Annotated in this window: 20 protein-coding genes and 1 pseudogene; 14 read left to right on the forward strand and 7 right to left on the reverse strand. The window is 67.1% G+C overall.

The window, feature by feature from the left end; translation table 11 throughout:
• The first annotated feature begins 45 nt into the window (after window positions 1–45).
• The 8 genes from AC5677_RS28355 to AC5677_RS28390 all read left to right on the forward strand — a co-directional run bounded on the left by AC5677_RS28355 (window position 46) and on the right by AC5677_RS28390 (window position 8,933).
• Window positions 46–1,710 (forward strand): type VII secretion protein EccB, encoded by a 1,665-nt coding sequence (locus AC5677_RS28355; RefSeq protein WP_497190740.1) that lies wholly within the window; start codon window positions 46–48, stop codon window positions 1,708–1,710.
• Between the two features lie 293 nt (window positions 1,711–2,003).
• Window positions 2,004–2,330 carry a WXG100 family type VII secretion target gene (locus tag AC5677_RS28360; RefSeq protein WP_403512934.1) on the forward strand — a complete coding sequence of 109 codons (327 nt, stop codon included), beginning with the start codon at window positions 2,004–2,006 and terminating at the stop codon, window positions 2,328–2,330.
• Window positions 2,331–2,443: 113 nt separating this feature from the next.
• Window positions 2,444–2,737, forward strand: coding sequence for a WXG100 family type VII secretion target (locus AC5677_RS28365; RefSeq protein WP_497190741.1), 294 nt, complete (start codon window positions 2,444–2,446; stop codon window positions 2,735–2,737).
• A 235-nt stretch (window positions 2,738–2,972) separates the two neighbouring features.
• On the forward strand, window positions 2,973–4,259 hold the full coding sequence (locus tag AC5677_RS28370) for a S8 family serine peptidase (RefSeq protein ID WP_497190742.1): 1,287 nt from the start codon (window positions 2,973–2,975) through the stop codon (window positions 4,257–4,259).
• The gene (locus tag AC5677_RS28375; RefSeq protein WP_497190743.1) at window positions 4,252–4,563 is read left to right on the forward strand and encodes a hypothetical protein; all 312 of its coding nucleotides are present in this window, start codon (window positions 4,252–4,254) and stop codon (window positions 4,561–4,563) included. Before AC5677_RS28370 ends, AC5677_RS28375 begins: the two co-directional genes overlap by 8 nt.
• Before the next feature lie 51 nt (window positions 4,564–4,614).
• Window positions 4,615–6,090: a WXG100 family type VII secretion target gene (locus tag AC5677_RS28380; protein ID WP_497190744.1), complete on the forward strand. Its 1,476-nt coding sequence runs from the start codon at window positions 4,615–4,617 to the stop codon at window positions 6,088–6,090.
• An 89-nt stretch (window positions 6,091–6,179) separates the two neighbouring features.
• The gene (locus tag AC5677_RS28385; RefSeq protein ID WP_497190745.1) at window positions 6,180–7,505 is read left to right on the forward strand and encodes a S8 family peptidase; all 1,326 of its coding nucleotides are present in this window, start codon (window positions 6,180–6,182) and stop codon (window positions 7,503–7,505) included.
• An 87-nt stretch (window positions 7,506–7,592) separates the two neighbouring features.
• On the forward strand, window positions 7,593–8,933 hold the full coding sequence (locus tag AC5677_RS28390) for a S8 family serine peptidase (protein ID WP_497190746.1): 1,341 nt from the start codon (window positions 7,593–7,595) through the stop codon (window positions 8,931–8,933).
• Between the two features lie 154 nt (window positions 8,934–9,087).
• On the opposite strand, the gene AC5677_RS28395 is transcribed toward AC5677_RS28390, so the two are convergent.
• Both AC5677_RS28395 and AC5677_RS28400 read right to left on the reverse strand, forming a co-directional pair.
• Window positions 9,088–10,197, reverse strand: a complete 1,110-nt coding sequence (locus AC5677_RS28395; RefSeq protein ID WP_497190747.1) for a WXG100-like domain-containing protein — start codon at window positions 10,195–10,197, stop codon at window positions 9,088–9,090.
• Window positions 10,198–10,335: 138 nt separating this feature from the next.
• On the reverse strand, window positions 10,336–10,665 hold the full coding sequence (locus tag AC5677_RS28400; RefSeq protein ID WP_497190748.1) for a WXG100 family type VII secretion target: 330 nt from the start codon (window positions 10,663–10,665) through the stop codon (window positions 10,336–10,338).
• A gap of 255 nt (window positions 10,666–10,920) precedes the next feature.
• Here AC5677_RS28400 and AC5677_RS28405 point away from each other — a divergent pair, with 255 nt between their 5' ends.
• Complete coding sequence (locus AC5677_RS28405; RefSeq protein WP_497190749.1) at window positions 10,921–11,220, forward strand: hypothetical protein; 300 nt, start codon at window positions 10,921–10,923, stop codon at window positions 11,218–11,220.
• Between the two features lie 179 nt (window positions 11,221–11,399).
• On the opposite strand, the gene AC5677_RS28410 is transcribed toward AC5677_RS28405, so the two are convergent.
• On the reverse strand, window positions 11,400–11,729 hold the full coding sequence (locus AC5677_RS28410) for a hypothetical protein (protein WP_497190750.1): 330 nt from the start codon (window positions 11,727–11,729) through the stop codon (window positions 11,400–11,402).
• A gap of 107 nt (window positions 11,730–11,836) precedes the next feature.
• On the opposite strand from AC5677_RS28410, the pseudogene AC5677_RS28415 reads away from it, so the two are divergent.
• A pseudogene (locus AC5677_RS28415) lies at window positions 11,837–12,001 on the forward strand (GIDE domain-containing protein); the annotation flags it as partial.
• Window positions 12,002–12,170: 169 nt separating this feature from the next.
• Here the strand turns inward: AC5677_RS28415 and AC5677_RS28420 are convergent.
• The 3 genes from AC5677_RS28420 to AC5677_RS28430 all read right to left on the reverse strand — a co-directional run bounded on the left by AC5677_RS28420 (window position 12,171) and on the right by AC5677_RS28430 (window position 16,375).
• A complete protein-coding gene (locus tag AC5677_RS28420) occupies window positions 12,171–13,499 on the reverse strand; it encodes an SUKH-4 family immunity protein (protein WP_497190751.1) in 1,329 nt (442 codons plus the stop codon).
• Complete coding sequence (locus AC5677_RS28425; RefSeq protein ID WP_497190752.1) at window positions 13,496–15,556, reverse strand: P-loop NTPase family protein; 2,061 nt, start codon at window positions 15,554–15,556, stop codon at window positions 13,496–13,498. Before AC5677_RS28425 ends, AC5677_RS28420 begins: the two co-directional genes overlap by 4 nt.
• A 411-nt stretch (window positions 15,557–15,967) precedes the next feature.
• Window positions 15,968–16,375, reverse strand: coding sequence for a hypothetical protein (locus AC5677_RS28430; protein WP_497190753.1), 408 nt, complete (start codon window positions 16,373–16,375; stop codon window positions 15,968–15,970).
• Between the two features lie 243 nt (window positions 16,376–16,618).
• Here AC5677_RS28430 and AC5677_RS28435 point away from each other — a divergent pair, with 243 nt between their 5' ends.
• Window positions 16,619–16,930, forward strand: a complete 312-nt coding sequence (locus tag AC5677_RS28435; protein WP_497190754.1) for a hypothetical protein — start codon at window positions 16,619–16,621, stop codon at window positions 16,928–16,930.
• A complete protein-coding gene (locus tag AC5677_RS28440; RefSeq protein ID WP_497190755.1) occupies window positions 16,927–17,583 on the forward strand; it encodes a WXG100 family type VII secretion target in 657 nt (218 codons plus the stop codon). The genes AC5677_RS28435 and AC5677_RS28440 overlap by 4 nt, the downstream gene beginning before the upstream one ends.
• 133 nt (window positions 17,584–17,716) lie before the next feature.
• Here the strand turns inward: AC5677_RS28440 and eccCa are convergent, their stop codons facing one another.
• The gene (gene eccCa / locus AC5677_RS28445) at window positions 17,717–21,673 is read right to left on the reverse strand and encodes a type VII secretion protein EccCa (RefSeq protein ID WP_497190756.1); all 3,957 of its coding nucleotides are present in this window, start codon (window positions 21,671–21,673) and stop codon (window positions 17,717–17,719) included.
• A gap of 254 nt (window positions 21,674–21,927) precedes the next feature.
• Here eccCa and eccD point away from each other — a divergent pair, with 254 nt between their 5' ends.
• Together eccD and rpsO are read left to right on the forward strand one after the other, a co-directional pair.
• On the forward strand, window positions 21,928–23,394 hold the full coding sequence (gene eccD / locus AC5677_RS28450; protein WP_497190757.1) for a type VII secretion integral membrane protein EccD: 1,467 nt from the start codon (window positions 21,928–21,930) through the stop codon (window positions 23,392–23,394).
• A gap of 154 nt (window positions 23,395–23,548) precedes the next feature.
• Window positions 23,549–23,836 (forward strand): 30S ribosomal protein S15, encoded by a 288-nt coding sequence (rpsO, locus tag AC5677_RS28455; RefSeq protein ID WP_497190758.1) that lies wholly within the window; start codon window positions 23,549–23,551, stop codon window positions 23,834–23,836.
• Window positions 23,837–24,041 lie beyond the last annotated feature (205 nt).

Below are 24,041 nucleotides of genomic sequence, written 5' to 3' on the forward strand. Positions count from 1 at the left end.
GGGGCGGTCGTTGGTAGATCCGACAGGCGGGGAGAGAAAGCAACAATGGCATCACGTCGGGACGAGCTAAATGCGTATTCGTTCGCGCGAAAGCGCACGAATGCGGCATTCCTGAAGCCGCTGCCAAATGGCTCGATCGAGAGCGCACCGAAGCCGCTCAAGGCGGTGGTGCCCGGCATCGTGGTCAGTGTCCTGATTCTCGTGGGGTTCGGAGCTTGCGGGATCATCAAGCCTGTCGCTCCGCAGGGCTGGGACGACGTCGGCGGCAACGTACTCGTCGGGGACCCGTCCACCACGCGCTATGTCGTGTTGAACGACCAGGACGCCAATGGCAAGGACCGGAAGCTGCTCCACCCCGTCCTGAACCTCGCATCGGCCCGACTTCTTCTCGACCCGAACAAGTTCCAGGTCGTCAAGGTCACTGAGGAGCAGCTGGACGGAAAGATCAGCCACGGCCCGGCCATCGGCATCCCGTTCGCTCCGGACCGCCTGCCCGCCAAGGAGGACGTCGACAAGCCGAAGACCTGGGCGGTGTGCAACCGTCCCGGCAGTAGCAGCGGCAGCAAGCCGCAGCAGTCCGTGTTCGTCCTTGGGGGCAAGGACAAGGAGCAGTTCGACAAGAGCCCGGGCGTGCTGGATCTGCACCAGGCGCTGTATGTGCAGGATCCTGAGGGGAAGAAGTACCTGGTCGACGAGAAGGGGATGAAGTTCGAGTTCGACGCCACGATGATGGGCCGGCGGCCCATGTCCAAGAGTGCGGCGGACCAGGCCAACGAGGACCTGCGTCGAGCGGTCTTCCATGGGCGGTCACCGCAGCAGGTCACCGATCAATGGCTGAACACGCTCATCCCCAGCCCGATCCCGATCTTCGAGCCGCCGGTGGAAGGCGTCGGCACGACGACCACCGCTCCCCCCAACGCTGTTCCCGACCAGTACCGCACGGTCGGCACGGTGGTCCAGGACAGCTCAACGAGCCAGAAGTACGTCGTGACCAAGACCGACGTCGAGCAGGTCTCGGACTTCATCGCCAACATGCTGGTCAACGGCGAGAACGCCAAGAAGCTGGACCCCACCCACAGCGGCAAGGAGCTGAAGGTGCCCTCGCTGTCCAGCGCGAGGATCCACCCGGCGCCTGACGAGGACAACAACAGTCGGTACAAGGACTTCCACGGCAAGTTCTACGGCTATGACAACCCCTGGCCGATCGAGGACGTCGAGATGGCCAACTACTTCAAGGAAGCATCACAGACCGGTGGTCCGGCCGTTCCCACCGACAACGGTGTGACCTGCAACTTCTACAAGGGCACCAACAGTAAGTTCCCCGGCAGCGACAAGCTCGGATACCCGAACGGCGTACCGGACATGGGCACCTGGGTGGGTGACAAATACCCGGCCGAGACCCCGTCCGGCTCCACCGCGTACGTCACCCCTGGCAGCGGTCAGCTGTACATGGAGGTGAACAACGCGAAGCAGAAGCCCAGCGACGGTTCCATGTACCTCGTCACCGACACCGGTCTTCGGTACCCCGTGCCGATCAATAACGACGGCGGGAACAAGGCCGGCAAGGCCGACCAGGAGGTCGGGCAGAACCAGGCCCACCTCGGCTATGCGGGAGCGAAGGTCCCGGCGATCCTGAAGGACTGGTCGCAACTGCTCTCCTCGGGCCCGTCCCTGAACATGGAGGCAGCGGAGCAGCCGCAGGGCTCCTGACGCCCGGCCGCGCCGGTCCCTGTCATGGGGCACCGGCGCGGTCTGTCGTAGTAGTGCGCCGTATCCCCCCGGGGTAGACCGATACCGCCCCATCTATCCCATTCCCGCGAACAACGTTCCGGCCACGGGTAGTTGACAATGTTGTGATCCCGTCACAAGTACCCGCCCCCTGTTGGGAACAACCGTATGGAGTGGGTAATGTGGCCCAAGGCATCAACAGGAGATGCCAACCGCGCAGCGCCGTCACCTGATGCCGCGCGGTCGACGTACAAGTCTCATGGGGGACGTTGACTATGGCTGGTCAGCAGTACACAACCACTGAAGAGGAGATGGTCGCGTTCAGCGGCAAGATCGCCTCCGTCAACCAGGCGATCGAGGGCGAGATCCGTCACCTGAACACGGTCGTCGACAACATCACGTCTGGGTGGAGGGGTGCTGCGGCCACTCAGTACAACCAGCTGCAGTCGAAGGTGAACGACGACGCGAACCGGATCAACCAGCTTCTGGCTGAGATCAAGGAAGCGATCGACCAGACCACGAAGAACTACTCCGCCTCCGAAGAGGAGCAGGCGCAGTCGATCTCGCACGTCAACGCATCGGCGGACTCCCCGTTCGGATGATGCGGCCGCGCCGCCTCCCGCGGCGCGCCGGCCTCGCCGCAGCGCCAGCCGACCTGTCGGCCCCGTTGTGGCTTGTGAATCGACCAGGCTTCACCAACTCCTGAGGAGACATCATGTCCGGCCAGATCCTCGTTAATTTTGCGACGATCCAGCAGGCAAGTTCCGACGTGCGCAACACGGCGAACAAGATCCGTCAGCAGCTCGACGACCTCGAGGCGGGCGTCAAGAAGATCGCTGCGAGCTGGGAAGGCTCGGCGCAGGAGGGCTACCAGGCCCGCCAGCGCGAGTGGGACCAGCGCGCCGCTTCTCTGCACTCGACGCTCGAGGCCATCGCCAAGGCGCTGGACCAGGCCGCTCAGAACTACCAGAGCACTGAGCACAAGAACGCCGGTATCTGGGCGGGCTGACCTCGCGTCAGCACAGGTACGGATGGCAACCGGCTGAGCAGCCCTCACGGCTCGCACAGTGGTCAATGAGGGCGAGCGCGCTGCAAATAGTGCGCTCGCCCTTCTGCCGTCCACCTCCGCTTCGCGGCTTCCACCCCAATTCCTCCGCAGACCTCCCGCCTCTTCCTCGCCCTTCCCCCTCGCCTTTCACCCCTCGTTCCTGACCGTTACGCCACAGATGGAGAGCAGACAACCCGTGGGATCTCGCGCCATTGGTCACCGAGCCGGGCACCGCCGACGAGCGGCGGGCGCACTGGTCACGGCGGCTTGCGTCACCGGCCTGTCCTGCGCGACCGCCGCGCCGGCGGTCGCGGACGAGAACATGCCGCTCAACAGTGGCGAATGCAAGTTCAACACCAACAACATCAAAGAGACCCCCTGGTCGCTCCAGCGCCTCCTGACCACTCAGTTGTGGGCGAACGGCAAGACGGGGCAGGGCGTCAAGGTTGCCGTCATCGACACGGGTGTTGATCGAAACAACCAGCAGATCGCGCCCGCGCTCTCTCCGGGCGTAAGCATCGCCGGTGGCGGCAAGCCGGACCAGGACCAGGTCGGTCACGGCACCAAGGTCGCGGGCATCATCGCTGCCCATCAGATCCGGGGCTCCGGTTTCACCGGCATTGCGCCCGGAGCGAAGATCATCCCGTTCAAAACGACCAACTCGGAAAACGGCAGCAAGGCCGAGAACCTGGCCAAGGCCATCAAAAAAGCGACCGACCTGGGCGTCGACATCATCAATATCTCCCAGGGTACGGACGCCAGTAGGGTACGCCTGCAATTCCTTGAGGACGCAGTCCGTTATGCCAATGAGCACAAGGTCCTGATCGTTGCCTCAGCGGGCAACGGCGGCGCCGACGGCGGCAAGAAGGACATGTGGCCGGCCGCCTACTCCGAGGACTATCCCAACGTGATGGCGGTAGCCGCCTCCGACCGCAACAACGAGCGCGCGCCCTTTTCCCAGTCCGGATCGTTCGTCAATATCGCGGCCCCGGGCGTCAGCATGGTCTCCACCGTTCCCGACGGGGGCAACTGCGTAGACCAGGGCACCAGCTTCGCTGCACCGTACGCCGCGGGAGCCGCGGCTCTGCTCATTGCGAAGCACAAGAACGAAAAGCCTGGCGGGCGGTGGACGCCTCAGGAAGTCATCTGGCACCTGGAAAAGACCGCGGCACGCGTCAACACGAAACGCGATGACTTCATCGGCTGGGGTGTCGTTGACCCGGTAGCGGCCCTCAACGACGACGAGCGGCCCACCGGCGAACCTCAGCCGGACAAAATCAAGAACTCGGCCGCCGGCCTCAACATCCGACCGGTCTCGGTCACCCTGGGCGAAAGCGAAGAGGACCGGCGCGCTCGCTACTCCATCTACATCGTCGGCGGCGCAATCCTGGCCGTCGGCACGGTCGTTGGCTCCGCCGTCGCGTTGCGTGACTGGCGACGTAAGAATGGTATTGGCACGAACGGGGAGGCCAGTCATGGCTAAGGAATACCGCGTTAATCTTGACGCCTTGGATCAGGTTGTCAAGGAGCTCAATGGTGTCCTGAAGGACATGGGTGGGACGAAGGGTAAGGCTGCGAACGGGACTTACCTGTCCCCTGACGTTTTGGGGAAGAAGTTTGAAGAGCGCGATCATTTGCACAAGGCTCACACTGACATGAAAAGGTACATCGAGGATCACATCGTCAGCCTGATCGAGAAGTTGGTCGAGGATTTTGGCCAGAAGGCCAAGAAGACGAAGGAAGCCTACGATGACGCCGAGCAGCAGAACAAGAACAAGTTGCAGTGATGCCGACAGTGCATCGGTTGATTGCCAGCTGAGGGAAAAGGGGGCCGACAGGTGAGTGAAGGCAAGGGTGGCGTGCCCGCAAACGGGTACCAGGATCCGTGGGTAACGAACTTCAACCTGCAAAACTTCAACGGTCTGAAGGATATGCTGGATGGCGCCAATCCCGAGGCGGTTCGGACTGTCGCTCGACACTGGCAGAACCTTTCCGACGACCTGGAGGAACTGGGGAAGAAATTCTCCAAGGCCGTGGAAAAGGTGATGGAACACTGGCAGGGCGAGTCTGCTGATCGCTTCCAAAAGAGGGCTAACCAGATCGCCGAGAACTTCAAGGCCGGGGCGCCTTGGGCTGCCGGCACGGCGGGCGTCATGGGGGACACGGCCAAGAGCCTTCAGGACGCTGTCGACAAGATCGCGATGAAGGACGACGGCTGGGGCTTTGGCGATCTCTTCGACTGGGGGTCGTTCGGAGGGGGGATCGACGACGACGAACTGGACGACGCACTCAAGAAGGGCGCAAGTGCTCGGGGTCTCCTGAAGGCGAACAAGGACGATCTGGATGACGACCAGACGCTTCGGCTCGAGTCGACTGTGGCGATGGAGGACTTGGCCTCGGCGTACATGACGAATTCGAGGAAGCTGAAGCCGCCGGAGCCGGGGAAGGGGGGGATTGATGACAAGATCCCCGAGCACGACAAGAAGGACCAGAACAATGGTCCGGGCGGCATTAACCAGCCCATGATGCCCTCTGGTGGACTTAAGGGTGGTGGCGGTGGACTCAAGCTGCCGAAGCGGGGCATGACGTCCGGTAGCACCCCGAATATGCCCACATCCCCGGACCTTAAGCAGCCGGGCATCAGTGGTGGCATGGGTGAACTGAAGCACCCCAAGATGCCTGACGTCGGGACTGGTCTCGATAGCGCCGGTCCCGGGCTGAAAGTCCCCAACGGTCCCAGTGGAGGCCCCCCCGGAGGCGGCGGCCTGCACATGCCCAGCGGCGGTGGTCCCCACGGTCCCAGCGGTGGTCCTGGTCCCATCGGCATGCCGAACGGGATGCCGCCCGGCCGTGGTGGCACTGGTGGTCTTAAGAGTGGTGGCGCGGGTGGCCTTAAGAGCGGTACTCCTGGCACTGGCCCCAACGGTCCGGGCTCTCGCTCTGGACGCACCGGTATGCCTGGTATGGGCGGCATGCATGGTGGCGGCGCCGGGAAGGGCGCTGGTGCTGGACGCGCCGGTGCTGGCGGTGCTCTGGCGCGGCAGAAGGGTGGCACCATCGGCTCTCCGGGCGGCGGCAAGGCTAGCGGCGGCGGAGCCCAGGGTGGATCCGGCCTGCATCGCAGTCGAGGCGGAACGGCATCCGGCGCGAATTCGGGTGGACGCCGTCCGGCAGGCATGATGGGCGGCGCGCATGGTGCGCCCGGCGCCAAGGGCGAGGGTAAGGGGAATGACGCGAGCCGTCCCGATTACCTTGTGGAGGAAGAGGAGACCTGGACGTCGAAGCGTAACGTGGCTCCTCCGGTCATCGAGTAGGACCGGCCGGTCAAGCAATCGACAGACATGCTTGGGGCCCGCAGCCCCTCAGGCTGCGGGCCCCAACTCTGTAAGGAAGGTGTTACGGCATGAGCTTCACGCGGACGCTGCGTGCGGTGGGTGGCGCGGTGGTGGCGGGGGCGCTGCTCTTCGGCACCGCGCCGGTTGCTTCGGCAGATCAGATCAGGAAAGACCAGTGGCCGTTGACGGTCTTTGGGGTTGACGATATCTGGAAGGTGTCGACAGGGAAGGGCGTCACGATTGCGGTCATCGATGACCCGGTGGACGGAAGCCATCCCGACCTCAAAGGAAACGTGCTTGCAGGGAAGAGTTTCCTGACCGGAGGGGGATCGGCAGATCATCCGTGGGGCGATCGTGAGCACGGCACGGCCATGGCGTCGCTCATTGCTGGGCATGGGCATGGGCCTGGGGGCGGCGACGGCGTCAAGGGGCTGGCCCCTGACGCCAAGATTCTCCCTGTTGGAATTGACCTTGGAGATCCTGAGGGGGGCTCTGAGTCCAGCGACGAGACAATGTCCTACGCCGAACCGCTGAGGTACGCCGTAGACCACGGTGCGCGTGTTGTGAATATGTCATTCATGACTGATGGCGTAGAACCCTCAGCTGCTGAACAGGCGGCTGTTGACTATGCCCGGAAGCACGATGTGCTGGTGGTTGCGGGATCCGGAAATTCTGGCGTGAACTCCCCACGCAACCCTGCAGTAGCGCGTGGAGTCCTTGCGGTGGGAGCGGCGGACATTGATCTCAAAGTCTGGAAGTTCTCCAACTACGGGCCGCACATCAAATTGCTGGCTCCAGGAGTGCATATCCGCTCTGCAGGTGTGGAGGACCCATACAGGTTGGCAAATGGGACGTCAGACGCCACAGCGTACGTATCAGCCGCCGCCGCCCTCCTGCGTGCGAAGTTTCCGAATCTGACCGCTGGTCAGATTGCCAACCGTCTCGTGAAGACGGCATACCTGCCGAGTGGTTTGAAGGGTAAAAACCTTCCTGATCCCCACTACGGCTACGGCATCATCAAGCCGTACAGTGCCCTGACCAAGAGTATCCCCGCAGGCTCGAAGAACGGGCCGCTTCCCGCTCTCAGCGATGGCTCGTCCAAGGCGCCCGGCAAGGGCGGCAAGGACAACGGCGCTGAGCCGACGGCCCAGAGCGGCAGCGACAAGGGCATGAGTAACGGCGTCATCATCGGCATCGTCGGGGGTGTGGTCGGCCTCCTCGTCGTCATCCTGGTTGTAGTGCTGGTCGTCAAGAAGAACCGTCGTAATGGTCCGCCCGCGGGTGGCCCCGGCGGCTTTGTGCCGCAGCCTTCTGGCCCTCACCAGCAGCAGCCCAGCGCCGCGCCCGGTTCGTACCCTCCGCCGGCGCCGCCCACGCAGCCGCCGGGCCACTGACACTTAGTGACGGTCGGCGAACGTCGGAGATGGGGCCCGCAACCAACGAGTTGCGGGCCCCTCTCTGCTAAGGAGAGGTGTTAGGGCATGAGCTTCACGCGGACGCTGCGTGCGGTGGGTGGCGCGGTGGTGGCGGGGGCGCTGCTCTTCGGCATCGCGCCGGTTGCTTCGGCGGATCAGATCAGGCATGACCAGTGGCCCTTGAGATCCTTCGGCGCTGACGACATCTGGAAGGTGTCGACGGGTAAGGGCGTCACGGTCGCGGTCATCGATGATCCGGTAGACGGAAGTCATCCTGATCTAAAGGGAAGTGTGCTTCCAGGCAAGAGTCTTCTTGCTGGTGGGGGGCCGGCAGATCGCGCGTATGAGAAGTTTGAGCACGGCACCGCCATGGCTTCGCTCATCGCTGGGCACGGGCATGGTCCTGCGGGATCCCAGGGGGTAAAGGGGCTGGCACCTGATGCCAAGATCCTTCCTGTGGGGATTGACCTTGGGAAGGGTAGGGCGGGGACGGATTCCTACGCCGAACCGTTGAGGTATGCCGTGGACCATGGCGCGAAGGTCGTCAACATGTCGTTCGAGGTCTATTCGGATACCTCGCCTGCTGAAAAGGCCGCTGTCGACTACGCGCGGAAGCATGACGTGCTGGTAGTTGCGGCATCCGGGAATTCCGGCTCCAGCACTCCTCGCCTTCCTGCTGCAGTGCCTGGGGTCCTCGCTGTGGGAGCGGTGGACATCGACCTCAAGGTCTGGAAGTACTCCAACTACGGGCCACATATCAAACTGCTGGCTCCAGGGCTTCATATCCGGTCGGCGGGAGTTGAGACCCCGTATCGCTTGGCAAATGGTACGTCCGACGCGACGGCGTACGTGTCCGCAGCCGCGGCCCTCCTCCGCTCCAAGTTCCCGGACTTGACCGCTGGCCAGATCGCGAACCGTCTGGTGAAGACCGCCGGTCTGCCGGATGACATGAAGGGGAAGAAGCTTCCCGATCCCCACTACGGCTACGGCTTCATCAAGCCGTGGATGGCACTGACCGCGGATATTCCCCCGGGCTCGAGGAACGGCCCCCTACCCGCCTTCAGCGACAGTTCGTCCAAGTCGCCCGGCAAGGACAACGGCGCTGAGCCGGCGGCCCAGAGCGACAGCGACAAGGGCATGAGCACCGGCGTCCTCATCGGCATCGTCGGTGGTGTGGTCGGTCTCCTCGTCGTCATCCTGGTCGTGGTGCTGGTGGCCAAGAAGAAGAACCGCCGCAATGGCCCGCCCGCGGGTGGCCCAGGTGGTCTTGGTGGCTATTGCGGTCCTGGCGGTCCCGAATTCGTGCCCCAGCAGCCTGGTCCGTATCAGCAGCCCGGCGCAGTTCAGCAGCAGCCCGGTGTCCCGGCCTTCCCGCCGTCGTCGCCCACGCAGCCTCCAGGGCGGTAAGGCTTGGTCAGTCACAGTGAAAGACGGAATTGGGGTCCGCAGCCGGGAGAAACGAAGGCTGCGGACCCCAGTGCGTTGAGCCCAGTGCATTGATGCCCTCGTCCTCTTCGTGGATGGATCACGAAGAAGACGAGGGCATCAAAGGGTGGTGCGGTCAGCCGAAGACTGAGCGGACGTGGTCCGTGACGGCGTTGCGGCCCTCGTCCGTGACGTCCTGGTGGCGGGTGGCGGCGCCGCCGGTGTGGCGGTCGACGTGGCGCTGGGCGGCGTCCAGGCCGCGGTTGGTGTGGTGTTCCGCCACATTGGCGGCGTCGCCCTTGGCGCGGTCCACCCAGTGCTGGGGGTCGGCGAGGCTGGTGACGCCGTCCTTGTACGCGTTGACGCGGTCCTCGGCGTCCTTCTTGACGTCATCGACGTATTCGCCGGCCTTTTCCTTGGCGATGTCGGCGGTTTCGCCCAGGTCGATTCCGTCGCGGGCGCCGAAGTGGTTCTCGATGCCTTGCCCGACGAGGTTGCCGGCCATCTCCTCTCCGGCTTCCTTGGCCTTGTCCTTGGCCCCGTTGACCACGGTTTCCGTGACGAATTCCTTGGCGGAATCCTTGGCGGCGGTGACGACCTTGTCCTTGACCTCGTCCTTGACGGTGGTCTTGACGTAGTTCTTGGCCGCATCAAGGGCCGCCTTGCGGGCTTCCTTGGAGACCGCCTTCTTGGCCATGTTCTTGATGGCGTCCATGGTGGCGTGTTCCATGGCTTTGGTCGCCGCCTGCATGACCTCGCGCTTGAGCTTGTCGAGGATCTGACGGACGATCACTCGGGCGGCCTGGGTGGCGCCCGCCGCGCCCAGTTCGGAGAGGCCAAGGGTGAAGGGAGCGGCGGCCTGGGCCGCGATGAGTTCGATGGCCAGCGCGACGAGTTGGGCGATAACTGCGACCTTGCCGGCGATCACGGCGATGGCGGCCGCATCGAAGGCGGCGGCGATGACTTCGGCCGCCATGGCGGCATCGCGGAGGTAGTGGTCGCCGCTGTCGCCGGTGCCGGCGTAGGCGCCCCAAGCCTTGGAGAAGCCCTCGACCGCCTCGCCCGAGTTGGCGCCGGTGACTTCATTGGCTGCCGACGAGCCGTCGGAGAGCGTTTGATTGCACTGCTCAGCGAAGGTGCGCCAGACGGAGGCACATTCGAAGAGCTTGTCCTCATCGGCGTTGGGCCATTCGTAACCGATCAGGCTCAGGACCTCGACGAGTGGGTCCGGCAGTGTCAGTGACACAGTGATTGTCCCCCGTGCAGTTGTAGCTGAAGGCTAGGTGGAAGGGTGAGGGTTAGAGTGAGGGAGAAGAGAGACGAGGGGCCGGCCGGGTGGGCTCAAGGCGCGCTCGTCTCGCGTTGAGCTGAGGCAGGGGCTGCGTCAGATCTGCGGGCGGTCTACGGCGCTGATGGTCTGGGTGCCCTGCTCGTCGGATTCGGCGTACTTCTGTGCCATGTCTTGGAGCTTGTCACCGATGTCCTCGAGGCGTTCGCCGAGGGAGTCCATCGAGTCGAACATGCCCTTCGCGATGGGGTTGTAGATCGTCAGGAAGATCTCGCCGAAGTCGCATCCTTCGAAAGCGTCTTCTACGCCCTCGAGGCCGTCCTGCAGTTTCTTCGAGGCCTTCGAGAAATCGTTGCCGATGTGGACGAAGGTATTACCCTGCGCCTTCAGTACGTCCGGATCGACATCGAACGCCTTGCCTGCCACCTTTGCCCCCGTTTTTTCGTTGTGTCCTGAACTGCTCGTGTCGTGACACTTGTTGAATGGTCTTACATTAGGGTATCTGGATAACGATGTGTCAAGGTCGGTACGTAAGGCTGGAGTTCCGAGCGAGATTGCGCTGGGGCCCATTGCGACTCGATGCGAGAATTTTAAGATTATTTGAATTAGAGGCGGTTGAGGGGGGCGGGTCGGGGCTGGCCCCGCATCTCGGCGGAGCGGCCGTCCCGTAGCATCCCGCTCATGGACGCAACCGGCAATGAGCAGCCCCTTTCCGAGGATTACGAAGGATTGACGCCTCGTCAGGCCCGGCGAATACGCATCATCGTGGCCTCGGTCTTGATGGGCGCGATGGCGCTGGTGCTCGTCATCCGCCTGGCCTCTCGCCACTCGGTGCTGGTGGTCGGGGTCTACGGAGCCGCGCTGGTGCTCTGCGGCGTGGTGATCGAACTCAGCCGGAACGGACGTACACGGCTGGGTACTTGGCTGCTTGGCATCGGGCTTGCTGCCGCTCTGGCTGCGGACTGGCTGCTGCTGCCTTGACGGCTTTCGGCCGGCCGCAAGCGGGAGGCCAGAGGAGAGCCCCGTGTGGTGAGTGTCTTCCAAGTACTCGGCGCGGGGAAGCGCATCCACGCCATGGTGACCCCGAGACGGTCGTCTCGCGAACTGCGCGAGCTGCATCAGACGGCGCTGGGAGCAGTTGGCGCATGTGCGTTCCGGCGTCATGCCGAGGCGGCCCGGACGGCCCGTCCCCACCCCAGCGGTCCGTTGACATCCCAGCTTGGGCAGACGGAGTGCGTGTGGTTCCGTACCAGGATCACGCTCAAGTACGAGATCCGGAGAAAGGCTTCGAGTTCTGCCGAATACGGCGGCGACCGCGTCACTCGCGAGAGCGAGGTGGTCGCCGATTTCATCAGTGCCTCCCCTTCCTCGTCGAAGACGCGTCCGGCTCCACCGCCATACTTCCTGCGCAGGGCATCGTCGACCACGCGCCCGAGACCGTTGACCACTTCGAGGCCTACCAGGGCCGCCAGGCCCACCAGTCTGGGCACAACGACCGACGGGATTCCGCGACACCCTCGAGGCCCTCGACCCTCCTGGCCGGACCGACAACCATCATCCCCTCGGCTTCCTTCAGGAGGAGTAGGTCGTCCGAGCAGGCGCGCAGTTCTTTGTACGCGGCGAGGCCCGTGACGATGAGCGCGGCGAACTGGCCATCGCGGCCCCGTCGGACGGCACCCCGTTCCTCATGACCGCCATGTCCGAGCAGGACCTCATCGCCGTTGAGCGAAGCAAGAACGACCTCTTCGTGGTCATGGCCTGAGGAGGTTGTGTGCTCGGCCTGCTTGCGCTCGGCGGCTACTGGCTGCTCAACCGCTGACAGATGATTGTTGGCGGTCGAGATTCATGACCGGCAGCCGCACCAGACGACCACAGCCGGCGAGCCAGTGGGAGCCGGGGGTCCACTTCCCCCGCTGCGAGCACTGGCGTCCTCAGTACAGCCCGTGCCACATCTGCTCGATGATCAGCGACCACCAGTTGCCCTCGTCGTCCAGCGCCCACGAGTCGATCGCCGCGATCTGTTCCTGGAAGGCTGCCACCGCCGTGCCCGCCGTGCCCGGGTCCATGCCCTGCATCTGCCGGCGGGTGGTCGACAGGAGGGCGAGGGAGCGCAGGTAGGCGGCGAGGGTGCGGTTGGTGAAGCGGCCGCCGCCGGAGGTGGGCTGGACGGCCCAGACGGTGCCGATCAGGCTCTGGTTCTGTTCCGGGGCGACGCACTGTACGGCCATGGTGTAGAGGCCGTCGGTGCCGATGCGGACGTAGCCGGAGAGGGTTTCGAGGGTCTCCTCGCGAGCCTCCGTCCCGGTCTGGCGCAGGTAGGTGGCGACGTCCGTGAACAGACCGCCGGCGGGCGGGGCGTCGGCCCGGTCGGCGGTGAAGAAGTACGGCACCTCGGTCGGCAGCCCGGCCCAGGTGAGCGTCTTCTTCGTGGCGTCGGGGAGCTGGGTGGGGGCGGTGTCGTCGGCGTCCGGGCGGACGACGCCCTGGGGGCCGAAGACCTCCGCGAGATGCTTGCCCAGCGCCACATCGCGCATCTCCGGCGCGGCCTCGACGTTCTGGGGCACCGGCAGCCGGTGCGGCCGCGGCGGCGGCTGCTGCCCCGCGATCTGGTGCATCATCTCGACGTGCCGCAGCAGCCCGGCGACGCCCTCGGCGCGCTCCTCGGGCCGCATGCCGTAGCCCTCCGTGCAGGAGAACTGGGCGTTGGGGAAGGCACGGAAGATGAAGTCGCCCGGATATCCGCCGGGCAGCAGCGCGGGGCGCAGATCGGTGTGCACCGCCCGGACGTCCTCACCGCGGACGCCCAGGCGCTGCAGCTCGGCGGAGAGCTGGTACTCGGCGGGCGGCTGACCGGGGCCGGAGACCTTGGCGAGGCTGGTCTCCTCGCCGGTGGCGGGGTCGTTGTAGGTGGCGACGGCGGTGTTGCCGGGGCCGGTGACCGGCGGCTGATCGGCGGGGGCCGCCGCAGCCGTACCGGCGCCGTGCTTCTGCTGGTACATCCGCACGACCTCCTCGACCGGTACGGACGGCCAGACCGTCAGCTCACCGGACGCGCGGTCGACGACGCCGCACGCCGTGCCGACCTCGGCGGGCGGGCGCCGCTGCCCGGTCTGCGGGTCGACCTCCGGGGGCGGCGGCACGGCCCACACCACCCAGCCGAGGTCGAACTCCTGCATGGCCACTTCGCGCGGCGGACCCTGATGTCCCTCGGGGTTGAGCCAGCTGACGGCGGTGGCGTGTGCCTGCGCCTGGGTGATCACGAGTGGTCTCCTTCGAGGCCGGGGGAAGCATCCGGGTCGGTGGATGCGGCGGAGTCGTTGGTGCCGGTGCGCTGGGCCGGCACGGCGGGGGCCGCCGCGGGGACGGGCACGAGGATCTGCCGGGCGGTCACGCCGCGCTCCGTCGCGACGACGAGGACGCCGTCCGGCGAGAGATCGGCGCCGGTGAAGGGGGTGTCGGAGATCAGCGCCGTCACCACCTCCTGGCTCTCCCGGGCCCACACCCGCAGATAGTCGGTGCCCCGGCTGATGCCGAACGGCGCCGCGTCCAGCGTCGCGTCCGAGGGCCGCAGCACCTGCTCCGGGGCGACATCGACGTACTCCGGCCGCAGCATGTCGTGGATGAGCATGGCCGGGCCGTCGGCGGCGCCCTGCGCGGTACGGGAGCCGGGCGTGCCCTCCGGTACGAGGAAGGCCGCCACCGGACGCGAATCGGCCCCCTCCTCCTGCGGCGGCAGGTACCCCGTCCGCACCGCGCCCACCCCGGCGAGCGGCACGCTCCACAGGGTGCGCCACGGCAGCGCGAAGCCGAGGGAGTGCAGCGCCTGCGCGTACGGGAGGAGCCCGTCCTCGACGAACGCGGTCTCCAGCAGCGCCGCCCGCAGGTCGGCCGGGGCCTGGGAGCGGGTGATCAGGGGCGAGATCCGCAGATAGGTGCGGGCCGGCGCGTCCAGCTCCTCGACCGCAACGGCCTCCATGGCCGCCCGCAGCGTCACCGGGTCGGCGTGCGCGAACAGGCCGGGGTCGGTGAACAGCCGGGGGAGCAGTCCGGCCTCGAGGGTGTGCCCCGCGAGGTGGTCGCGGACGTAGGGATCGGCCTTGGCCCAGTTCTGCTCGGGCACCGCCTCCAGCAGCGCCATGGCGATCTCGGTCTGGGCCTCCCGGACGTCGGGCAGACCGGCGCGGATCTCCTCGGCGATCCCCGGGTGCATCAGCCGCAGCAGCGTCCGGCCGCCGCCGGAGCCCTCCTCGGTGTCCTCGGTGTCCTCGTCCGCGGCCACCTCGACCGGCTGGATGAACGGCGCGGCCAGCAGCATGCCGTCCGCGATCTCCTGGCTCATGTCCCGTCCGGCGACGGCGCTGGAGAGCAGGCCCAGCAGCTCGACGGGCAGCCCCTTGCCCTCGGCGAACGCCAGCGGCGCCAGTATCAGCCGCAGCGTCTGCGGATCGGCGCCCAGGCGGCGGGCGTGCAGGTCCAGCGCCTCGCCGACATCGGACGGCAGCTGGGACTCGTCCGACGGGTCGAAACCCTCGGGCTGCATGAGCAGCGACTGCACGGCGAGCTGCAGCGTCAGCCGGTTGGTGCCCGCGCGCCGCGCCATCGCCCCGGCGAGCGCCCGGCGGACGGCCGGGTCGGTGGTGAACGGGAGCTCCGGCGCCCCGAATCCGGGGTCGAGCGCGGTCTCGGCGTGCAGCAGCAGACCCTCGGGGTCGGCCCACTCGGGCTCGTCGAGGTCGATGATCTGCACCTGCCCGCTCGGCAGCGAACCGGCCAGCTCGGCGGCGAGTTCGCGCGGCACATCGGCGAGCAACTGCACCGTTTCCAGGGCCGCGAGCGGCTTGAGGACATCCCGTACGAGGCGGGCCGGCTCGCCCGCGGCACGGACCGGACCGGCCGCATCGACATCCGGCACCACGATCGTCACCGGCTCCTCGAACGCGGCGAGTTCGGTGTAGATGTCCGCGGCACGGGTGGCCTGCAGCCCGAAGTGGTCCGCGATCAGCCACTGGAACTGTGCGGCGGTCAGCAGGGTGGGGCTCGGCACGGCGGGCGCCGGGAGGTCCGGGGGAACGGTCGCCGGGTCCATGTCGTCCAGCGGCAGCTGCTTGCGGAATTCGGGCTCACACAGCATCAGAAAGCCGGTGAGCAGCCGCGAACGGCCGCTGCCCGAACTTCCGGTGAGCACGATGACGCGGGGCGCACCGGGCCACCGCATACGCCAGGCCGCGAGCGCGCGCAGCACGGCGGTGCGGCCGCCGATGAACGGGTGTGGCTCGTAGGTGGGCCTTTCGGCACTGCCGTCGGCTGCGGCGCTCATGACTTCCTCGTCCCCCATCAATCCCGCCCTCCACTGGCGTGGATTTCTGCGTCTCTATCTGCTCGATCTTATGATCCGGCGCACCTGTGCCAAGCCGCCGGGGCCCGGCTGTTCCGTAACCGGAACATCCGGACCGTGGCTGGTGGGGGGTGTGTGACGACGTGAGGCGCGGGTCGCCGATTGTGGAAAATGCGGTCGCTCCGCGCGTAAAGGACACGGAAAGCGCGTGAAAAGAGAGTAGCTCGCGGCGATTGCCCGGCCGGTGATCCGTTTTCTTCCGGCTGCCGTCCGTTCCGCGGCCCGTTCTGCCGTCCGATCTGCCGTCCGATCTGCGGTTCGTGGGCGCACCGCGGCCACGGGAGCCGCGGTGCGCCTACGAACACCGCCCCGGCGACCGCAGGGGCGGCCGGGTCATCCCCGGTGGCCGGCGGCCCGGCCGCCGCGCCGCGGACCGGTCACGAGGTTGGCGGAGGGGCCGTCGCGCTCGGCGCGCTCCTCGGCCTCCTTCTGCTCCTGCTCCTGCTGCCACTTGCCGAACTGCTCGCGCGAGGCCTCCCGCTCCGCCATCGTCTGGTTCTCCGCCGCCCGGCGCATCTCGTGCATCCGGTCGCCGATGGCGTCCATGTAGCTCGGGGTCTCGATGGCTTCCTTCATGCCCATCCGGCCGGAGAGCACCTCCTGGGCCATCTCCTTGAGCTTGCCGCCGACGTTGGGGTTGTCCGCCAGTGTCTGGAGGGCCTTGCGCAGCCGGTGCGCCTGCTCCGGATCCGCGGCGACGTCCATCAGATCTTCGTCCTGGATCTGCCGCTCGGTGCTCATCTGCGTCCCCCTAGGTGTGGTGGCGCGGCGACCCGTGTGCCGCGCTGGTCCCGAGTGTAATGACCGGCGCGAAGAAGGCGTCAAGGTGGAGTTGTCGGTATTGCGGTTTTGCTGCGCAATGATCCTTATGTATTCCGCAGTGTGCCGGGCGACCATTCCCCAGAGGGCTCCTGGGCTATTGCGGGTGTGCTAGACCTGAGAAGAAGTACAGCGGCCAGCCGCTATTCCATTCGGGGAGAAAAGATGTCCGACGAAGTCCGGCTCAGTTCGGAGGAGTTGCACAAGCTCGGTGCGACCTTCGAGATACGTGCGGAAGAACTGGGCCGGCAGCTGGCGGCATTCAGACGGAAGGCGGACGCCGAGGCGCTGCGTGACGGCTTCGGCGGCAGCCACGAGGAGGCCCGCGCGCATCTGGAGCGGTACGAACAGGCCGAGCACGCCCTCTCCATGCTGCAGGCACGGCTCGCCGAGGTGGGCGAAGGCATCAGGGAAACCGCCGTAAACGCGCAGGCGGCAGAGGCAGAGCTGGTCGAGATGATGCGGAGCGTCAAGTGAGCGAGCGGCGCAATCCCGAGGCCCTGCACGAAGCGGCGGCCGGCTGGCGCGACATGGGCAAACACCTTGAGGGACTCGTCGGCGACCTGGACCGGCAGGTCGGCAGCGCCGCCGCGCACCACTGGCAGGGCCCGGCAGGTGAGGCGTTCGCCGGGGAGTGGCACCGCCTCAAGCGGTCCGTCGACGACTCGCTGCCGGCCTTCGAACTGGCCGCCGCGGACCTGGAACTGGCCGCGGAGCAACCGGCCGGCAAGGAGGGTGAGGACCACTCCGCGGACCAAAGCCCGGCGCCGTCCACCAGCTCCTCCAACGGCCAGCAGACCGGCACCAACTTCGCCTACGGCTTCATGGCCCTCGGCCAGCTCGCCAACGGCCTCGGCGGCGCGTTCCGCAAACGCGGTGGCGGTGGGGGCGGCGGCCGGCAGGGGCCGGTTGTCACCCACAAGTGGGAGACCTCCTCGGCGGTGCATGGGCCCGATCCGTTCGGGGCGAAGAACGGCGGCGGTGTGGTGCGGCGCGGCGGCGAGAACATCGCCAAGGGCGTGCGGACGGATCCGGCCGCCGCGGCCGAACAGGCGGCCAAGGAGGCCAAGAGCGGCAACGCGCAGGCAAAGGCCGCCGAGAACAAGGCCTCGGACCAGAAGCCGACGTAGGTCCACCGGTCCTGGCCGGGGGCCGGTGCCTTCGGCCGGTGTGGCACACCGGCGCAGGCCACAGGCAACAAACGGCGGTGGGGCGCCCCTCCTGAGAGGGACGCCCCACCGCCGTTTTCCGTGCGTGCGGTTACTAGCTGTTCGGCGGCAGCCAGCCCGTCTGGACCAGCTGTGCACCGTGCTTGCGCGTGACGAAGGTCGCGCGGCCCGGCGTCATCTGGGTGCCCTTGATGTTGCCCATCAGCGGACCCTCGCCCGGGTCGGCGGACAGGATCAGACCCTGCGCACCGAGCTCCTTGGTGCGCTGCATCACGGGCTCGAACGAGGACCGGCCGGCACCCGAGGAGCTGCGCGCGATGATCAGGCGCAGACCCACGTCACGGGCGAACGGCAGGTACTCCAGCAGCGGCTGCAGCGGGTTGCCGCTGCTGGTCGCCACCAGGTCGTAGTCGTCCACGATCACGAACGCGTCCGGCAGGTCGTACCAGCTGCGGTTGCGCAGCTGCTCCGGCGTGACGTCCGGCCCCGGCATACGGCGGCCGAGCGAGCCGGCCAGACCGGTGATGACCTCCTGCAGCTGCGGCCCGGCGGCGCAGTACTTGTACAGGTGGCTCTCCGGAATCTCCCCGAGGTGCGCACGCCGGAAGTCGGAGACCACCATGAGCGCCTTGTCGGTGGCGTACCGCTCGGAGATCTGCTTGGCGATCAGACGCAGCAGCGCCGACTTGCCCGACTCGCTCTCGCCGTAGATGACCAGCAGCGGGTCGGTCTCGAAGTCGATGAACGCCGGCGACAGCGTCGCCTCGTCGACACCGATCGCGATGCCGTGCTCCGGGTAGTCGCTGCCCTTGGGCAGTTCGTTGACATGCAGCATCGTCGGCAGCATCCGCACCTGGGGGGCGGGGTCGCCCTGCCAGTGCTCCTTGACCGTGGCGACGAGGTTCGCGATGCCGTCGCTGATCGTCTCCGGGTCGGACATACCGTCCAGCCGCGGCAGCGCCGCCAGGAAGTCCAGCTTGTCGGGCGACAGACCACGACCGGGCTTGCCCATCGGGACGTTCTCCGCGCGCTTGCGGTCGAACTCCGATTCCATGGCGTCACCCAGACGCAGCTCGACGCGGTTGAGGAGCTGGTCGCGGAGAGCGGGCCGCACCTCGGTGTAGCGCGCGCCGGCGATGATCAGGTGGACACCGAAACCGAGACCCCGGGCGGCGATGTCAAGGATCACCGGGTCCATCTGCTCGTAGTCGGTCTTGAACGTTGCCCAGCCATCGATGATGAGGAAGACGTCGCCCCACTTCTGGTCGGGGAAGGCGCCCGCGGCCCGCCGCTGGCGGTACGTCGAGATCGAGTCGATGCTGTTCGCGCGGAAGAACTCCTCGCGCTCGTTGAGGATGCCGACGACCTCGGAGACCGTACGGCGCACCTTCTCGGCATCCAGACGCGAGGCGACACCACCGACGTGCGGCAGTCCCTCCATCGTGAGCATGCCGCCGCCACCGAAGTCGAGGCAGTAGAACTGCACCTCGGCCGGGGTGTGGGTGAGCGCGAACGAGGCGATGGCGGACCGGATCAGCGTGGACTTACCGGACTGCGGACCACCCACGACCAGGCCGTGACCGGCACCGGCGGAGAAGTCCAGGTACATCACGTCACGCCGCTGCTCGAACGGCTTGTCCACCAGCGCGACCGGCACCACGAGCTTGCCCAGCGCGGTGTACTCCGGCGCGTGGACACCCCGCTCGGGGGTGACCGCAAGGGTCGGCAGCAGCTGGTTGACCGTGGGCGGCTCCTCCAGCGGCGGCAGCCACACCTGGTGCGCCGGCGGGCCCTGACCCACCATGCGCTGGACGATGACGTCCAGCACGGTGTCGGCCAGCGCGTCGTCCACCTCGGGCTCGGACGACTCGACGACGACCGGCTCCTCGATGACCTGCTCGATGATCGGGGCCGCGGTGAACGGCACCGGCATCCGCGTCGACCCGCCGCCGGCGCCGCCACGGCCGCCGCCACCCGGGCCGCGGTAGACACCACCGACATACGCGGCCTTGAACTGCACCATCGTCTCGGTGTCGTACTTCAGGATGCCGGAACCCGGGACGTTCGGCAGGTGGTAGGCGTCCGGCACACCGATCGCGGTCCGCGACTCGGCGGCGGAGAACGTCCGCAGACCCAGCCGGTAGGACAGGAAGGTGTCCAGACCGCGCAGCTTGCCCTCTTCCAGCCGCTGCGAGGCGAGCAGCATGTGCACACCCATCGAACGGCCGATACGGCCGATCTGGATGAACATCTCGATGAAGTCGGGCTTGGCGGCGAGTAGCTCGGAGAACTCGTCGATGATCATCACCAGCGACGGCAGCGGCTCCAGCGGGGCACCCGCGGCACGCGCCTTCTCGTAGTCGGTGATGTTCGCGTAGTTGCCCGCCGAGCGCAGCAGCTCCTGACGGCGCTGGAGCTCACCGGTGATCGAGTCCCGCATGCGGTCGATCAGGGTGACGTCCTCACCGAGGTTGGTGATGACCGCCGCGACGTGCGGCATCTCCGACATACCGGTGAAGGTGGCGCCACCCTTGAAGTCCGCGAGGATGAAGTTCAGCGTCTCGGACGAGTGCGTGACCGCGAGGGCCAGCACCAGGGTGCGCAGCACCTCGGACTTACCGGAACCGGTCGCACCGACACACAGGCCGTGCGGGCCCATGCCCTGCTGCGAGGCTTCCTTGATGTCCAGCATGACCGGCTGGCCGTCGCGGTCGACGCCGAGCGGTACGCGCAGCCGCTCGGCCAGCGTCCGGGGCCGCCACGTACGCGACACATCGACGGAACCGGCGTCGCCGATGTTGAGCAGGTCGGTGAAGTCCAGGTTGGACAGCAGCGGTTCCTCGCCGTCCGCACCCGAACCGGCCCGCAACGGGGCGAGCTGGCGCGCCAGCGCCTCCGCCTCGGGGATCGACAGGGTGTCGCAGACGCCGTGGTAGACCGCACCGCTCGCCGACTCCAGCACCAGCTTGCCCGGCCACACCTGCACGGCCAGACCACCGCGGATCTCGTCCAGGTCGCCCGGGACGACCTCGAGGATGGTGACGCCCTGCAGGCCCTCGGCCCCCGCGATCACCGAGTCCATCGGGACCTCGCCGGCATCCAGCACGATCACCACGTGCGGGGAGTCGGTCACCGGGGTGCCCTGCGGGTTGAACCGCCCGCGGCCGTCCAGCTCGTCCGCCAGCAGCTCCTCGATCTCACCGAGGTCGCCGACGACCAGCCGGCGGCTGCCGGCGCCATCCGTGGTCCGGTGCTGGACCTGCGGCAGCCACTTCGTCCACTCCCACTCCGCCTGCGCACCCGGCGCGGCGACGACCGCCACCACCAGGTCCTCGGGCGAATGCAGGGTGCACAGCTGGGAAACGATGGCGCGCGAGGCACCGTAGACCGTGTCCGGGTCACCCGAGACGGTCAGGTGGTAGAAGGCACGCAGCGAGACCGCCAGCGGCAGGTCGTCCAAGTGGCCGTGCTTGTCGAGGAATTCCTTCATCGCATGCGCGGTGAGCGGCTCGAGCTCATCGACGGGCGCGGTCTCCGGAGCCCTCAGGGGAGTGGCCAGCTGCTGCGGCCCCAGCCCCAGACGCACTTGCCCGAAGTCCGGATCGGTGACCCGGCGTTCCCACACCCGTTTGCCCTCGGCCACGACCGACCACAGCTGGGCCGGGTCCGGGTGAATGTAGAGCTGGGCGTCCCGCTGCTTGCGGGCGGTGCGGCGTACCTCCTTGCGCTTTTGCGCAAGGTACTTGAGGTAGTCCTGGCGTTCCTGGACCATTTGCCCGGAAGGGCCCTGGCGGGATTTGACGATCTGCATGATCGCCATCGCCAGGGTGGACGCCACCATGAAACCGCCCATGATCTTCATGAACGGCTGATTGCCCATAAAGAGGAATCCCGCCGACGACGCCATGCCCATCATGGGCATGAAGGTCATCAGCAAGTTCTCCGACTCGCCCTCGCGGGGAAGCTCCGGAGGCGCCTCCAGTGTCACCTCCTCCGAGGAGACTTCAGGTGGCAGCGCGCGGGGCGGGCGCTTGACGATGACAACGCTCACCGAGGCATCAGTCCTTCATGCATCTCGCAGTCTCGGACCGCCCCCGTTGGTTTGACGGTCCCCCGGGCACAAGTCCTTGGCCCGACGCAGGCGTTGATCCTACTGTTACGGGTCAAGTCACGGGGTGGGTGGGGCAGCCCCCCGGGCGGACGGTACGCTGACGCACCGCGAGCGTGCCACAGCCCCACAGTGTCGGCTTTATATATAGGGCGCGTGACGCGACAAAACGCCCAACGGATAGGGGGAACCGCCAGGTGAGCACGAGCACTGGCACCGGCTTCTGCCGGGTCACAGTCGCCGCGCCGGATGCACGGATCGATGTGGCTCTGCCGGAGGACGTCGCACTCGTCGACATCTATCCGGAGATCCTGCGGCTCTCCGGGCAGTCCCAGGCGGAGGGCGCTCCGACCGGCTACCACCTCGTACGCCGCGACGGCACGGTACTTGACGCCGGACAGTCGCTCGCCCAGCAGCAGATCCTCGACGGCGACCTGCTTCTCCTGAAGCCCTTCGCGGAGTCGCTGCCGCTCCCGGTCTTCGACGACGTCTCCGACGCCGTCGCCTCCGCGGTCAAGCAGAACCGCAGCCGCTGGAGCGACGACCTGATGAACTTCGTCGGTCTGACCGCCGGCGTCCTGCTGCTCACCATGATGGCGTTCGCGCTGTGGGTCTCGAACCCGGTCTCCCACCGCGATATGAACAGCCTGCCCGGCATCATCGCCGGCGTCACCGGCATCGTCCTGGTCGCCCTGGCCGGCGTCCGCGCCCGGGTCTACGACGACCACGGCTCCTCCATCGCCCTGGGCCTCGCCTCCCTGCCGCATCTGCTGATCGCCGGCTCCGGCATCTTCCCCGTCGAGGCCGGCCACGGGCCCGGCCGGCTCCAGCTCCTCGTCGGCTGCGTGACCGTACTGATCGCCTCCATCCTGCTGGTGGTCCTGCTGCCGCGCGGCGACGCACCCTTCGTGGCCGCCGCGTTCCTGTCCGCCATCGGCACCCTGGCCGTCTTCGGCGCGATCCTCACCGACGCCCGGCCCAGCGAGGTCGCCGCCGTCACCGCCGTCGTCTCCATCGCGATGGTCGCCTGGCTCCCCGGCCTCTCCGCCCGCTTCGCCCGGCTGCCCATCGGCTACAGGTCGCCCGACCAGATCGCCAAGGGCTACGACGGCGAGCGCGGCGAGACCGAGTCGGTCGACTTCATCAAGATCGGCAACCAGGCCAAGCGCGGCCACGAGCTGCTGCTCGGCCTCGTCGCCGGCTGCGCCGCCCTCGTCGTCGGCTCCGCCGGTATCGTCCTCGGCTTCTCCGACAACATGTGGGCCCAGCTGCTCGCCCTGGCCGCCGGCATCACGATCATGCTGCGCGCCCGGCTCTTCGACTACACCGCGCAGGTCGCCTGCCTGACCATCGCCGGCATCCTGACGATCGTCCTGCTGATCCTGGGCATCGCGCTGAACCCGCCGCAGGAGATCTTCGTCGACCTGATCAAGTTCGACGACTCCGGACCGCTCAACATTCGCACCGTCTGGTTCTCCGCCAGCATCGCGGTGGGCGCCGCCATCCTCGTCGGCGTCGGCCTGGTCGTCCCCCGCAAGGGCGTCACCCCCTTCTGGGGCCGGATCTTCGACCTCTTCGACGGCCTGATCCTGCTGTCCCTGGTCCCGCTGTGCCTCGCGGTGCTGGACGTGTACGCGACCGTGCGCGGCCTCGTCGGAAGTTAGCGACGGCCACACCCTTCGCGCCGCGGCCCCCCGACCACCCGGTCGGGGGGCCGTTTCGTTGCTGGTACCCTGTGTGACGGTCCGATCGAGTCATCCAAGATTCCCTGTGAAGCAAACCAGGGGCGCTCAAGGACCAGATCCTTAAGGAGTCCGCGTGTCGCTCGACGCCGCAACGAAGAAGCAGATCATGGCCGAGTACGCCACCAAGGAGGGTGACACCGGTTCCCCCGAGGTTCAGGTCGCGATGCTCACCCGCCGCATCTCGGACCTGACCGAGCACCTCAAGACGCACAAGCACGACCACCACTCCCGCCGTGGTCTGCTGCTGCTGGTCGGCCAGCGTCGCCGCCTGCTGCAGTACCTGGCCAAGAAGGACATCACGCGCTTCCGTGCGCTGGTCGAGCGCCTCGGCATCCGCCGCGGCGCGGCGGGCGCCAAGTAAGACGCCACATAGGGAGCGGTTCCCACCGGGGGCCGCTCCCTTTGCCGTACGCGCCGGACTCTTTCGCCACCCCGCGGTGGCCGGAAGGTTTGTAGTCTGGTGCCATATCGCAAAAGCGAACACGGAGGGAGCGCCTCCTGGCCGCCGGTCCTCGGTAGTGGCCCCCGGAGGTTTCCGGGTGCTTCGATCGAAGACCGGCCCGCAC

The organism is Streptomyces sp. JLSY215 (genome assembly GCF_059682825.1).

Bases quoted from the DNA above. Each gene is read 5' to 3' on its own strand.
- AC5677_RS28390 (WP_497190746.1), top strand. From the start codon at position 7,593: ATGAGCTTCACGCGGACGCTGCGTGCGGTGGGTGGCGCGGTGGTGGCG.
- AC5677_RS28360 (WP_403512934.1), top strand. From the start codon at position 2,004: ATGGCTGGTCAGCAGTACACAACCACTGAAGAGGAGATGGTCGCGTTC.
- AC5677_RS28430 (WP_497190753.1), bottom strand. From the start codon at position 16,375: ATGAGCACCGAGCGGCAGATCCAGGACGAAGATCTGATGGACGTCGCC.
- AC5677_RS28385 (WP_497190745.1), top strand. From the start codon at position 6,180: ATGAGCTTCACGCGGACGCTGCGTGCGGTGGGTGGCGCGGTGGTGGCG.
- AC5677_RS28355 (WP_497190740.1), top strand. From the start codon at position 46: ATGGCATCACGTCGGGACGAGCTAAATGCGTATTCGTTCGCGCGAAAG.
- AC5677_RS28425 (WP_497190752.1), bottom strand. From the start codon at position 15,556: ATGAGCGCCGCAGCCGACGGCAGTGCCGAAAGGCCCACCTACGAGCCA.
- AC5677_RS28405 (WP_497190749.1), top strand. From the start codon at position 10,921: ATGGACGCAACCGGCAATGAGCAGCCCCTTTCCGAGGATTACGAAGGA.
- AC5677_RS28435 (WP_497190754.1), top strand. From the start codon at position 16,619: ATGTCCGACGAAGTCCGGCTCAGTTCGGAGGAGTTGCACAAGCTCGGT.
- AC5677_RS28375 (WP_497190743.1), top strand. From the start codon at position 4,252: ATGGCTAAGGAATACCGCGTTAATCTTGACGCCTTGGATCAGGTTGTC.
- AC5677_RS28365 (WP_497190741.1), top strand. From the start codon at position 2,444: ATGTCCGGCCAGATCCTCGTTAATTTTGCGACGATCCAGCAGGCAAGT.